This is a genomic window from Peribacillus aracenensis, from assembly GCF_025175645.1.
In the GTDB taxonomy this organism is placed as follows: Bacteria; Bacillota; Bacilli; order Bacillales; family DSM-1321; genus Peribacillus; species Peribacillus aracenensis.
Genome location: NZ_JANZMJ010000022.1, coordinates 32,293 through 47,992 on the forward strand (window position 1 = coordinate 32,293; position 15,700 = coordinate 47,992).

The 15,700-nt window shown below is 37.1% G+C and carries 4 protein-coding genes; all 4 read right to left on the reverse strand.

Translation table 11 applies throughout. From position 1 onward, the window contains the following. Nucleotides 1-10 precede the first annotated feature (10 nt). Nucleotides 11-2,914, reverse strand: coding sequence for an amino acid adenylation domain-containing protein (locus N0M92_RS19640; protein WP_260287419.1), 2,904 nt, complete (start codon nucleotides 2,912-2,914; stop codon nucleotides 11-13). Beyond that, nucleotides 2,911-10,596, reverse strand: coding sequence for a non-ribosomal peptide synthetase (locus tag N0M92_RS19645; RefSeq protein WP_260287420.1), 7,686 nt, complete (start codon nucleotides 10,594-10,596; stop codon nucleotides 2,911-2,913). Before N0M92_RS19645 ends, N0M92_RS19640 begins: the two co-directional genes overlap by 4 nt. A gap of 83 nt (nucleotides 10,597-10,679) precedes the next feature. Beyond that, a complete protein-coding gene (locus N0M92_RS19650; RefSeq protein WP_260287421.1) occupies nucleotides 10,680-15,398 on the reverse strand; it encodes a non-ribosomal peptide synthetase in 4,719 nt (1,572 codons plus the stop codon). Between the two features lie 26 nt (nucleotides 15,399-15,424). Continuing rightward, nucleotides 15,425-15,691, reverse strand: coding sequence for a phosphopantetheine-binding protein (locus N0M92_RS19655; protein WP_260287422.1), 267 nt, complete (start codon nucleotides 15,689-15,691; stop codon nucleotides 15,425-15,427). Nucleotides 15,692-15,700: the final 9 nt, after the last annotated feature.

Sequence of the window (15,700 nt, forward strand, 5' to 3'; positions counted from 1 at the left end):
CCATGATCGATTATTTCAGCATGAACTTCATGAAGCTTTCAACATACCCTGAATCGATTTCCGGCATTTTCATTGATAGCAATTCCATTTCCTTCTTGGTTTTGGATTGCAGGATTTCCGACTCTTTTAATTTTGTTGATTCATCAATTAACTGGGACAAAGCACTTAATGAATGAATCTCGTTAGATTGGGTCTTTTCTTTTAATGATTGTAACCATTCTTCCAAATCCATGTTGGAGTAAGGTATTTCATTTTTTTTGAAGAAGGAGGTCACGAATTCACTTGAAACCCTCTGATCATTGAACATATGATAGATCCCGAGCTTTTGATCCGCATTCAATCTTGATATTTTGTAAATGAACTCACTTACAAAGTCGACTGGCATCAATTCAAAATGAATTTCCTCTTTAAATGGCAGTATCCTTTGTTCAATAAATGATTCAAAAACCTTGTACAACATATCTTTCTCGTTCCAAACCCCGTTTGAATTAGATGAAATCCTGCCTAATCGGAAAATATCGATGGTCAGTCCATGTTCCCTTGCTTGAAGAAGCAATTTCTCGGCAACCCATTTGGACTGGCTGTACCCGATCATTAAATCGGGGGAGTAAACCAATTCATCTTCCTCGTCCCATTTCCTTTCGCCGGTCAAGACAGAAAGCGTTGAGGCATAATAAATGTTTTTCCGAGTGTATGATGAAGCAAACTTAATCATCTCCACTACACCATCCACATTCGAAATCTTTGATTTGCTATATGGCTCGAAGAAGTTCGTTTCGGCACCGACATGATAGACATGAGAAACATCATTGCTTAATTTCTCATATGTCATATCATCCAAACCAAATTGATGCTTACTAAGATCCCCTTCAATTACAACGATTCTACTTACGAAATCATCCTGCCAAAGACCATATTTCATTAAGGTATCTTTCAATCTATTTCTTGAAGGAAATCTAACCAAACAATAGATTTTGACATCTTCCAATTCCAGTAACAATTTATGTAATAGATGTGCCCCTAAAAACCCTGTTCCACCTGTAATCATCATATTTTTTTCAATCTCAACTGGTTTAGTGGATATTTCCCTTATTTTCTTCATTAACGCTGGAGCGAGCATGGAATCCTTTTCCATCACTGCTTCCATGCTGCCAGCTGAATCGACTTCAAGTGCCTCAACAAACTTATTGACTGTGTTATTTTCCAATAATACTTGTAAAGTGGCCTCAGGAAGTACGGTTTCCTTCATTACATAGACCAGTTTTGTAGCTAAAATGGAATGGCCTCCATTTTCAAAGAAGTTGTCGTCCAATCCTAGACTTGGATTTCCTAATACATTTCTCCAAATCTCCAATACTTCTTTTTTCTTTCCAGTTTCTTGATTGGCTAAGGAAATTTTATTTTGCATGATATCCATTTCCTGTAATTTATCTTTATCCACTTTACCGTTGGCATTAAGCGGGAAATCATCCACTCTGACAAAAAAATGGGGAATCATATAATTCGGCAATTCATTGCTCAGATAGTCTTTAATATCCTTTTCAGCGTTAACCGCTTTTTCATCTTTATGCTTGTAATAAGCGATAACATAATTCTCACCATTGATGTTTTTAACAGCAACTACTGAACTTTCAATCTTCATGTATTTATCAAGCTTTTCCTGAATTTCATTCAGTTCTATTCTAAAGCCGCGAATTTTCACTTGACTGTCTTTTCGGCCTTTGTACAGGATTTCACCATTGTGTAACCGGACTCCATGATCACCTGTTTTGTACCACTTCGCCTGATTCAAATCATCCATGATCAAAGCTTGTTCCGTTAATTGCGGCTGATTTAAATAACCTCTCATGACCCCTTGCCCGCCAATGTAGATTTCGCCTACTTCCCCATCCGCTACCTCTACTTGTTCTTCAGATAGAATCTTGATTTCTACATTGCTCAACGGCTTTCCAATAGGAATAACATCTACATCTTTGTCTTCGACCTCATGGCAAATGGCAAAAGTCGTGCATTCAGTTGGTCCATACCCATTAATCAAGGAAAAATGACCGATTGTTTGCTTCAATCTTTTCACATGGGAAACCGAAATTTTATCTCCGCCAACCACAATTTTCTTTAATCCTTCAAAAATTAATGGATCCTCATCAACCATTGCATTAAAAAGGCCTGTCGTAAAAAAAGCTACATCCACCTTTCCAACGGATATCGCTTCTTTCCAATCATCAAAAGAAGTGAACTCATTCGACATCAAGAATAAAGTTGCGCCATTCAATAAAGCTCCCCATATCTCAAAAGTTGCGGCGTCAAAGCATGGGTTGGAAAATTGAGCCACTCTATTATTTTCGTTTATTTCAAGTGTTTCGGAGTTCAATACTAAATTGACTACACTCTTATGCTCTATCATTACCCCTTTTGGCTTTCCAGTCGTTCCTGATGTATAGATAACATATGCGAGACCATTCTCCGAAGAACGGTTAACGGGAATGTGTCCTTCCTTGCTTAGTTCATTAATCTCAAATGGAATTGGCTCAATATCCAATTCACGGAGCTTCCCTTCTTGGCCATTGAACGATACAAAGAACTTCATATCCGTATCCGCAAGCATATATTCCAATCTTTTTAATGGGTACTTTTCGTCAATCGGAACATAGCAACAGCCTGACTTTATTATGGCAAGCATCCCGATGATCAGTTCAATGGACCTTTTGCTTGGAATCCCGATCATTGTTTCTTCTTGAATCCCCAAATCAATGATCCTTTTAGCCAGATTATCTGAAAGAATATCTAATTCTTTATAAGTAATTTGCCTGCCATTTTCACAAAGTGCCGCTTTCGCCTGATTATCTTCCGCAACTTTTATAAAAGCTTCAGTTATTGACATCAATTTATTCGTCGTCATCGATTTACTTATCATCGGGCCCCAACTTTCAAGTGATTTATTAATTTACCAATAGATAGTAGTGTTTCATCTTCTGTTAGTTTCAAGAATATTTCCTGCATGGAATCCATAAAACGTAAAATTTCAATTTCATCGAATTTACTTTCTTTATAAATGATTTTATAATGCAGCTTGGATTGCACTACAGCTGCAGAGAACGTAAGATCAAAATTGGTCGATTCACTTCCAACTGAATCTTCAATCATGATTTGCGAATCCTCTGCCAGTTCTGTGCTTGGATAATTTTCAAATACAAATATATGTTGGAATAATTCCTTATCCCATGGAATTTCAGCGTATTTCTTTATATCCGTAAGTGAACTGAACTCATACTCTCTCATTTGTAATTGCTTGTTTTGAATAGCAGTTAGATAGGATTGCAAATCATCATCCCAATCGATTTTCAAAGAGAATGGCAGAGTATTGATCAATAAGCCTACAGCTGATTCAATATGCGGAATGCTTAGGTTCCTTCCTGAGCTTGTCACCCCATAGCATACCGAGCCGCTTTCACTTAGGTAGGATAGTACGATGCTCCAAACTCCTTGAACAACGGTATTAATGGTCTTTCTATGTCGCTTGGATAATTCTATTAATCTTTCGGTAAGCTCTTCAGGTACGCTATATTCAATAACTTTATCCGATGTAAAAGCTACCTTATCCGCTTTATTACTCACTAGTGCTTTTACTTGTTCGAAATCCCTCAATTCTTTATTCCAAAAAGCTGCTTCTTCCTGTTTATTAATATTCCTGACATGATTCATGACTTGTTTATAAGCATTCTTATGTTCATCACTGTCTTTTGTCGTATTGGATGTGTTTCGGTAACTATCCAAAAAATGATTAATGACAATTTGCAGGCTCCAGCCGTCTATTAAAGCATGATGATGTGTCCATATGAATTTATAGCGATGATCCGATAGCTGGACCAAAGTGATGTTCATGAGCGGACCATTCTCTAAATCCATTTGTCTGTTTTTGCTATGCTCTAAAAGGTTGTCTATCTTGGATCCTGACTCGTCTTCACTAAATATCGTTAGATCCACATGATTAAACACATAATAAATGTCATTAAGTATGATTTGATAACGGTCTCCCAATTGATTGCGCCTGAAAACGGATCTTAGGACATCGTATTTTCTACAGGTTTCATTCCAGGCTTCTTCTAATTTAGCCAAGTCCAGATCACCTACTAAATCAATGGATAGCTGTGAAATATATTCAGGACTTTGGGTTACTTCGCTATGGAATAACATTCCTTCTTGAAGTGATGTCACTGGGTAAATCTCTTCAATATTATTAAACTTATTAATGAAATGGGTGATCGTGCTTCCATCGACTATTTTCTCAGCTTCAAAATCTGTTTCGACAATGGAGTCATTCAAATCTGCACTTCCACTTAAAATTTTGTTTACGTGTACTTCAACTTCTTTACATATCATTCGGAAGTTCTCATTATTACTATCACCAATAATATTCAGCATGAGTCTATTGTTTACGATGCTGGCGACAAAATTGAGTTTATATGGGAATTTATAGTTCGAATCGATATTGCTGCTATTGGTTTGTGCCATATCACCCGTGTTATTAAACTGGCCTAGATAGTTGTAACTCACAAGGCTATCTGGATAGTTATGATTACGATTGGAAATATACTTTAGGATTCCAAAGTCAAACCCTTTGTTTGGCACCTTTCTCAATATGTTTTTTGTATTTCTCAAGGTTGAGCCCAAAGTCGCCATTCCTTTAATCCTTACTGGATAGATCGAGGTGAACCACCCTACCGTCCTTGATAAATCAATATCATCCTCAATATCCTCTCTTCCATGTCCTTCTAAATCGAGCCAAAATTCATCGATTCCCATTCGATTGGAAAGCGCATGTGCGATAACGGATAATAAAACTTCATCAATCGTCGTTTTATGTTTTCTTAAAGTGTTTTTAATGAGGTTTTGTGTTTGGGCCTCATCCACTTCTATTTTATACATGTTTTCAAAATCACATGTTTCTCCTAAGTCTTCCGTCAGCGGAGAAACTGGAACATTCATTTCCTTTTCCCAATATTGAACGGCCTCTTCCGGTAGGTCAGTGTTCTTGTATTCATTTAGTTTTTCGGACCATTGTTTATAAGAAGTCGTTTTTAGAGGCAGTGATGGTTCTTGTTCATTCTTCATCTGTTGATAGCATCTTTCGAAATGTTCAAGAAGTATCCTCCACGAAACACCATCAACCACAAGGTGATGAATCACCCAAAAAACCCTTACCTCCCTTTGATCCCTGAATAGAAGGAACTTCATCAAGGGGCCATTGTGTAGATTCAAGCTTTGTTGGGCGTTTTCTTCTAGCTCATTAATTACCTTCAAGCTTTTTTCATCTTTAAAACTTGAAACATGGTACTCATGAAAACCGCATACCGTATCAGCATTTGAAATATTGCCGATATATGAATCACCATGTTTTTCAAATAATGTCCTTAAAACATCGTGCTGATCAATTAATTTCATGATGATTTTTTTATAGTGTTCAGACGTCAACGTATTATCCTTCATCAAAACGACTGACTGATTCCAATGATGGATATTCTCATGGTTTTCATTAAAAAACCATGATTGAATTGGCGTCAACGGTACATAACCTGATACTGTTTCTTGAACCACTTGTTTTTGCTCCAGCTCATTTACAACATTCCCAAGCTCACGGACCGTTTGGCATTCAAATAAATCTTTAGGAGTTATAAATAAATCCTTTTCTTTTGCGGCAGAGCATATTTGAATACTGATAATTGAATCACCGCCACATTCGAAAAAGTTATCTTCCGGTCCTATAGTCGGATCGTTTAAAACATTTCTCCAGATTGTCAGAAGCTCTGTTTCAGTTTTGGACAATTCTTGCACATCCAGCACTTTTTCCTGCCTCTCATCAAACTGTTCCGTCCATTTCGGCAGGGATTTCCGATCGACTTTTCCATTTGGCGTCAAAGGAAATTTATCCAGTTGCATAAAATGAGCAGGAATCATGAAATCAGGCAGTGTTTCTTTCAATCTTCTTCTGATTGAATCCATCGAAACCTCATCATTCACCGTATAATAAGCAATTAGCCTTTTATGCTCAAATCCATCTTCCATCACCGTTACATAACTATCCTTGATTTCTGCTATTTTTCGTAATGAAACATTAATCTCCGATAGTTCAACACGGTAACCCCTTATTTTCACTTGATCGTCTGCCCTGCCTACATATACTAATTCCCCAGCTTTGTTATGCTTAACTAAATCCCCAGTTCTGTATACTTTTTCGGCAGGGTTGAATGGATTGGTTACGAATCTTTCATTTGTCAGGCTCTCATTATTCAAATATCCCCTTGCTAACCCAATTCCTCCCACGTAAAGTTCACCAACTGACCCTGCCGGCACTAGTTTCCGGTTTTCATCCAACACAAGTACAACCGTGTTGGTCAAAGGCTTCCCGATCGATACGACGAGTTCATCTGTAACATCCTCATTCGGGGGAAACATTTTAAAACTTGTACATACCGAATATTCCGTAGGCCCGTAGCCATTGAAAAACGCTATATGTTTAAACTTTGAAACGAGCTCAACTGGACATTCTGAACCTGCTGATCCCAATACTTTAATCGTGCTCAATTCAATGATTGGGAGTTCTTTCAACACAGCAGGGGGTAAAATGATATGAGAAATTCCTTCACGCTTAATTTGTTCAACAAGTTTACTCATGTCAAATTGATTTTCTTTATCTACACTTATATGCAGCTCGGCACCGAATAATAGTGTGCTGAAAATCTCTATGACGGATGAATCAAAATTAAACGTGGCGAATTGCAGCACTTTAGCTGATGTGTCCAAACACATCATTTCATTTTGGTTATAAACTAAGTTAATGATTCCACTATGTTCCAACATGACTCCTTTTGGCCTGCCTGTCGTTCCCGAGGTATAAATGACATAAGCTAAGTCACTCTGATTCGCAATGTGAAGATTCGTTTCCATTAACAAATCCGATTCTTTTTCAATATCTTCAAAATATATTATTTTGGATGGGTCAATCAAACCATTCTTTCCGAGTTCTTTGTGACTCAGGCAATAGGAAATGGACGAATCTTCCACCATGTAGCTTAATCGTTCATCAGGATAATGAGGATCCAATGGAACATACGCAGCACCAGCTTTAATTACTGCCAACATCCCTGTCACCATATCAATTGATCGATTCATATAAATTCCGATTCTTTCTTCTTTAGAAATCCCTTTGCTTAGTAAATAGTGTGAGAGTCGATTGCTCTTATCATTCAATTCGCGATATGTAATGGTTCTCGGACCATCAACAATGGCTACCTTATCAGGAAACCGCTCAACAATTTTATGGAAGGCTTCTGGGATTGTGTCATTGATCCCCTCAAAACGAATGGTTTCTCCCTGCCATTCTTCCAATAATACTTTTTCCTGCCGCATACTCACGACAGATACCTTGTCAATCGATCGTTCAGGCTGATAGGTAATTTTCCTAATCCACTCTAAGAAATTTTCAGCTAGTGTTTGAATCGTTTGTTCATCGAAGATCCCTGAATTATACTCAAAAGCGAATAAAAGCTTATCCTCGTATTCCTCTGCAGCTAAACTCAAATCGAACTTTGCTGCCTTTGATTTCAATACTTCAGGCGTTATCTTTATGTATTCACTTTCAAATGAAGCTTTGGCATTATTTTGTAAAATGAAGACGGTTTGAAATAATGAAGTGTTCGCTAAATTTCTTTCAGGGTTAATGACTTCAACAATTTTCTCCAATGTCATTTGCTGATGATCATAGATGTCGATGATATGGTTTGTATTTCTTTCAAGAATCTCTTCGAATGTTTCCTCAAGTCCCAGCTTTAATCTAAAGGGCAGTGTATTGACAAAATAACCTATCGATTTTTCTGTTCCTTCTATCATTCTATTCGCCAAAGGACTTCCAACGATGATATCGTTTTGACCTGTATATTTTGCTAGAAAAGACTGATACATCGTTAGCAGCGTCATGAATAATGTCGAGTTTTGTTCAAGGGACATCCGTTTTAAACCATGGAGCTCTTCACTAGTTAGTTCCACCATGAAACTACTGCCATCGGTGCGGTTTTCTTTTGTACGTATCGTATCTAAAGGAAGCTCCAATTTAGGAATTTCCCCAGTTAGGTTTGTTTTCCAAAATAGCGATTCTTCTTTAATGTTATGTTCTAACCAGCTTTTCTGCTCAAAGGCAAAATCCTTATATTGTTTAAAGTCGTTTTCAAGGATAAGTTCCTTTTCATTCACTTCACTGTCATAAAAAGATAACCATTCGTCTAAAAATATACTCACTGACCATCCGTCAAAAATGAAATGGTGGAGATTCACAAATAAAACAGACTCTTTGTCGCTCAATTTAACCAGTTTCACTGTCATGAGAGGACCTTTTTCAATTTCAAAGATTTCCGACTGGACATCTTCTTCGATTTGCAGCATGCGAGTCGATTGCTGTTCGGGCTTTAATGCAGAGAGGTCGATTTCATCTATTTTAATGTACAAATCTTCCTTGATTTCCTGATAGCCTTTCCCGGCATTTTCACGGACGGTGGTCCTTAAAATTTCATGTCTATTAACGACATGATTGACTGATTTCTCCAGAATCGAAGTATCCACTGCACCAGTAATTTTATATTTCTGAGGGATATTATAATTGGTTGTCTTACCATTAAGTTTTTCGTTGAACCACAAAGCCTCTTGGTTACTGGATAAAACATGATCTTTTTGTTGTGCTTCACTGTGATCTATGTCATGATCTGACATTTCATTAATGATGAAGGCCGTCAACGAATCGATTGTTGAATTTTGAAAAATATTTTTCAAGGTTAGAATTTGATTATATTCTTTGTTTAATTTCGTCAATAACTTCATGGCTAAAATCGAGTGTCCGCCCACTTCAAAAAAATCGGCATTTTTATCGATTCGACTTGTTGATAAGACTTCCAAAAATGTCTTTTCCACGAAAGATGAAACTACTTCCGTTTCATCTTTCGGAGGCGTATTCACTTCCGGAAAGATCTTATGACTTAGCATTTTCAATGTAGGATTTTCAAACAAATCGGCTAATTTCATATCCGCATCAAGTCTTTTATTTATTTTGGACACCAATTTCATGGCTGTTATCGAATGCCCGCCCAATTGAAAGAAATCAGAATCCTCATTAATCTCACTGTTCAAGAAAAACTCTTGCCATATTTCTTTAAGTTCTTGATTAACGGATGTGGATGCGATCTTATTGTTACTTATTGCTTGATGGTTCTTACTCACATTACTTTTTAGTTTTGAAAAATCAACATCGACATATATTTCGTCAATTTGCTGTACTTTTGTAATTTGATGGGCAATCTGCATGAAGGCTGATTGGATATCATTTACTAGTGAATGTTCTAGGAAGCAGCGATTAAAATATAATTTGCATTTAATCGTATCTTTATTATCCTGGGCTTGTAATGATAATGGAAAGCTATGTGTCTCTTTCCCGCCTTCAATTTCCCAGTTAATTTCAAATCCATCGTTCTTCGCTTCCGGATAATTTTCATAAACAAATAAAGTTTCGAAAATGGGATCTTCCTTCTTTAATTTCGTATGCCTTTTGATATCCACTAAAGAAATTTGAGAGTAATCCAGCATATTGTTTAATGTTTCCTGGAAGCGTTTCAGTAAATCAGTAATGCTATCTGTATCGTTCATTTCAGCTATCATCGGGATTGTATTAATGAGCAGCCCAACAATTTCTTCGGATTTGAATAAGTTATTCGACCTGCCAGAGCTTACAATTCCAAAGACTATTCGATTTTGATTGGACATTTCCTTTAGGACAATCGACCAAATTAACTGCAATAATACATTCATCGTTACATGGTTTTTGGCGGCAAATTCCCTTAAAAGTTCACTCTGTTTTTTATCCAGCTCCCAAAATAGATCATTTTCCTGCTGGTTTTCCTTCACATGCTTCAGAGCGGGGAATGTGATTGTCGGCTGCTCAATATCCTTTGCTAGTTCTTTCCAAAAACGATTTAGATCTTCCGCATCGATTTTATTCATGTACCGGATAAAATCTCCATATTGCTTTGGTTTTTCAATAAGCCGTTTGGATACTTTTCCTACAATCCGGCTGTAAATAACGAAGAGTTCATCGATGACTATGCTGGTACTCCAGCCATCCAAAATTATATGGTGATGAGTCCAAATCAAGATATACTGATTTTCTTCAATTTTCACTAACTGGAGTTTCATCAAATTGGAGTTATTCACATCCATCTCCTGGGATTTGGATATCACTCTTTGAATTTCATTTAATTGGTCATGTTTACTCAACTCTGTCATATCGATTATTTCTGGTTGATAATCCATTGCATTGAATACAACCTGAACATTGTTTTCGATATTTTTAGAGATGACCTTCATTCTTAATGCTTCATGACGTTCTACAACTTGGCTCCACGCCTGGAATAATGCATGTACTTCAAGAGCGCCCGTTATCCTGATTCGCATTTGAGAAATGTAAAGGTTCTCTGCTGTATTGTTCATTTCCAGCTCATAAAGGATTCCTTCTTGAAGCGGAGTTAATGAGTAGATATTCTGAATAGATTTCTCCAATTTTGCGCCTCCCGATTCCATTTTCTTGTGTCATCCATATCTGCTGACCGACTGCAATCATTCTATTAAACTCTTTAATCACCTTATTTATTGGAATTCAATATATGAAACAAATCTTCCTCAGTAAGCATCGCATCTGGAAAATCACTTTCTATTAAAGAAGCTTGGTCAAATTCAGTTCCCTTGATTTCCATGACGATGTTACCAATAGCTTCTATTATTAAGTTCATCTTTTCTTCAGCTAATTTCGAGATTATTTTTATGAATAGTTTTCCGTCTTGGATTAATGCCAGGAAATGGATTTTTGGTTTATTTTCAAACTCACCAAAGTCCCTGCTATTGGATGATTCAAATTGGGAGTCCAATTTTCCTAAATAATTAAAAGTAACGTGGATATCCGGCTCCTTAATGACCCCAGGTCGTAAATATTTGATAACGCCATAATCAAAACCTTTATTTGGAATTTCCCTTATAGCATTCTTCGTGTTTTTTAAAGTGTCATCAAACGTCTCTCCTGAATGCAGCAATATCGGATACATCGCAGTAAACCAGCCCACAGTCCGAGTAACATCCATTGTTTCATCCGCCATTTCCCTGCCATGCCCTTCTACTTCCATCCAGAAGTTCTTCACCTCAAAAGATTTTTTCAAACTCTTTGCAATTAATGACAACAATACTTCTTCCACAGTCGCTTTTGATTGCCTTGATAATTCCTGGATCAATAATTCAGTTTCTTCTTCACTGAATGATTTCTCCATTGTTCTTTCTTCTTTAGCTATAAAGCCTTCCGCTATCTTAAAATCCGTTATTTCACTTTTTGTTTTTTGTTCCCAATAACGGAGTGTATCAGGGTCCATCAACGATTCATTATATTTTTTCAAGAAGTTTGACCAGTCTTTGAATGATGAAGTTTTATAAGCAAGCTTCCCTGTTTGGTTGTTCAATGCTTGATCATGGAGAGCATTGAAATCTTCAAGTAAAATTCTCCAGGAAACTGCATCAATCAATAAATGATGGATTACCCAAAAGAAGCGATACTTGTTTGATTGTTCTTTTAAAACAAGCATCTTCATGATCGGTCCATTACTTATGTCCAATGAACGCTGAGCCTTACTTTCCCATTCATCTCTCATTCTTATTCGCGTTTCCTCATCTAATTGATGTATATCCTTATAGACTAACTCCCATGTTTTATGTTCTGAGTCTATATTCCCGATATATTTATTTTCATGTTTTTTAAATAGGGTTAACAATCCATCATGATGTTCCACGATTTGAGATAGAATTTTTTCAATGTCCTCCATTTGAGCACAGGAATCTTTACTAAAAACAATGGACTGGTTCCAATGATTGATAGAAGTTGTGTGTTCTGCAAAGAACCATTCTTGGATGGGGGTCAGGTCCACATTCCCCCTAGTGGCTATTGGGTGAATCATGACCTTATTTTCGGTTTTCGCGATCGCTGCCAGCTCTGCTACCGATTGATTTTCAAAAATGGTTTTTGGACTGATGATTATATTTTCCTGCCTTGCTAGAGAACATATTTGAATGCTCTGAATGGAATCGCCGCCAAGTTCAAAAAAGTTATCCCGGATACTTATGTCATCCAGCCCTAAGACTGTCTTAAAAATCTGAAGAAGCACTTTCTCATTGATCGTCTCAGGTTCTTCCAATGTTTTGCTTCTAGTTACGGGTACCGGCAGAACCGCTGAATCAATTTTCCCATTTGCATTTAACGGAAATTTGTCCACTTGCATAAAGAAAGAAGGAATCATGTAACTTGGTATTCTCTCTTTTAAAAATGCTTTTAAGTGGTCATAATCCACTTGTTGTTTGGATGTGAAATAAGCGATTATTTGTTTATTTAAGTTTGGCTGATCCTGAACCTTAATGAATGAGTCACTTACTTGCGGATACGAATTGAGATTGACCGAAATCTCATCAACTTCCACCCGGAAACCTCTTATTTTCACTTGATTATCTATACGCCCCAGAAAAATCAACTCACCATCGCTCGTGAATTTTGCAAGGTCGCCGCTGCGATATAAACGCTTTCCAGATTTAAAAGGATGATCAATGAACTTTTCATTCGTTAAATCATCATTATTCACATAGCCAACAGCTAACCCTTCACCGCCAATATATATTTCCCCTGCGGCACCTATCGGGACAAGCCTTTGCTCTGGACTTAGTAAATAGACGTCAGTATTCAGGATAGGTTTGCCTATCGATACTTTATTATTAGCAGTCTCATTGTTTTCGAACGCTTTAAACATTTCAATCGTGGTCCATACTGAATATTCCGTTGGACCGTAGGCATTATAAAAGTTTATATTTCGATAGCGATCCAGCAAAGCTATTGGACATTCAGATCCGGCCGAACCAACGAACTTCACATCAGATCCCTCAATATTGAGTTCTTGTAAAACGGCAGGCGGCAATACTAGGTGAGTTAACTTTTCACTTTTGATTTGATTTTCCAAAGCGAATAAATCAAACATTTCTTCCTTATTATTCCCGATATGCAGCTCTGCACCATTTAATAAGCTTCCAAAAATCTCATAGATGGAAGCGTCAAAATTAAAAGTGGCAAATTGTAATACCCTAGAGGTCTCATCAAGTTGTAAGTACTTGTTTTGACTTATTATTAAATTCACTACTCCTCTATGGGATAACATGACACCTTTAGGTTTTCCTGTCGTTCCCGAAGTATAGATTATGTAAGCCAGATCGGTTGGCGCAATCGATTCGTTACAGCACTCGGTATCCACGTAATGGACGGATTCAAGATTGATCACTTTAGCTATTTTTTTTAAGGCAGGAACCTCAATTTGATTCGTTATGCATATATCCATTTTCGAATCATTGATGATATATTCCAATCTTTCAGCTGGCAGCATAGGATCAAGCGGAACATATGCACATCCGGCTTTAATGATTCCCAACATGCCTATCACCATATCAATCGATCTGTTTACATGCAGGCCTACCTTATTGGAGCCATTTTCGATATTATTTCTAAGCAATTTGGCAATCACATTTGATCGTTGATCTAATTCCGAATAGGTAATGGACTTACCATTATCAGCAACGGCTAATTTGTTTGAATGCTTCTTAACGATTCTTTCGAATATGGAGGTGATCGTCTCATTTTGATGTGCATCCGAAACCTCACCTTGCCACTCAAATAACAATTGATTCATTTGATTGTCATCTAAATGCTCCAAATGACGTATAGGTTTATCTGCATTTCTGCAAATTTGGAATAACCATTTTTCAAAACTCAACATGAGTCTTTCAATTGTTTCCCGTCTAAAAAGTTCATCGGAATACTCAAACTCTAGGATCAGGTTATGGGAACCTTTCACTTTTATGGTCAGGTCATAATTTGAATAAGGAATTTCGAATTTGTCTTGTTCAAGAGTGAAGAATGAATTGCCAAAGTTCCCATCAAAGCTGTCTTCCATTGCCAATGCTGTTTGGAACAATGGGGAATGGCTGAGATCCCTGTCTGGATTAATGATTTCAACGATTTTTTCAAATGGAAAGGCCTGATGTTCCAATACATCCAAAATCACTTTACGATTTCGGTTCAATATTTCATGAAATGATTCTGTGGCATCCACGGTCAGCTTCAATGGCAGCGTATTGACAAAGCATCCAACTGTCCGGGCAAATTCTACCTGGCCGCGGTTTGCCACGGTACTCCCGACAATGATTTGATTCTTCCCGGTATATTGACTTAAAAACACTTGATAGGCGGTCATCATAAAAGCATATAAAGTCGTGCCATTCTCCTTTAAAATCCTGTCTATCAATACACGGAGTTCGTCCGTTATCGCCATTACCAGCCTTCCACCTGAGTATGAAGGTGATTTTGGACGTTGAAAGTCAAATGGAAGTTCCAATGCTTCTTCCTCTTGATCTAAATAACTTTCCCAAAACCGCCTTTGGCTTGGCGTACTTTCCTTGACCCACTCCTTATGCCAGACAGCATAATCTAAATATTGCATGTCCAGAGGAAGAATATCCCCAACCTTGCCCGTTTGAATTCTTTCATAAATCTCCATTAACTCTTCGAAAAAGGTGACAAACGATACTCCATCAAAAATGATATGGTGGAAATTGCATACTAAATAATGCTTTTCTTCGTCAATTCGAAATAGTTTCATATTAAATAAATGATCATTTTCCAGGTCGAAACATCTTTCCATTTCTTCAGTAAGATGGGAGGTGACCATTATATTACTGACTTCGGGATCTACTTCCCGACAGTCCTCATAGGCAATTATGTTTCTGCTTTTTTTTGATAAGAATTGAAGGATTTGATGTTCTTCACCCTTGAAATTGGTTCGCAATGTTTCATGGCGTTCAATCATGAAATCCAATGCCTGTTGCAGGTCATCGATATCCACTATGCCATTTAAATTGAATTTAAATGGCATATTATAGAGCATTTTCCTTTCATTCAGGCTGTCAAACAGATACATTCGATCTTGATTATGAGATAGCATCCCTTCACTTTTCCCACGTTTATAAGGCTTATTTACCTCGACTTCCCTCATGCTGATAAGCATGTCCAGAAAACTTGCCAGCTTTTCTATATTCCATTGACTTGAAATGATTTCCGGTGTTAATTGAATACCAAACTCCCGTTTTATCGAAGACAAGAACTCATCTTTTTTTTCATTTGTGCTTAGTGATTCATTCATATCCTCCATTAGTGAGATTTCAAAAGGTTTGATAACAATTGAAATCAAGTTTAATAGCCTATCTTCCGTTTCACTGATTATCCTGTTCATAGAAAAACACCTCAATTCTTTTCCATTCAGCCTAACTTGTTAATATCATCCAATTGTTTGATGAGTACGGATAGTTCCTGGATGGTTGATTGTTCGAACATCACTTTGATTGGCAATTTCACTCCCATGTTATTCTTCACCATTTGAATGAATTGCATGGCTAAAAGGGAATTCCCGCCTAAGTCAAAGAAGTTGGAATCTGTACCTATCTTTTCTTGTTCTAAAATCTCTTTCCAAAATCCTATAAGCTTTTCCTCAATTAACCGTTCCTTCACAGCAATAGTTGTTCCCATATATATTCC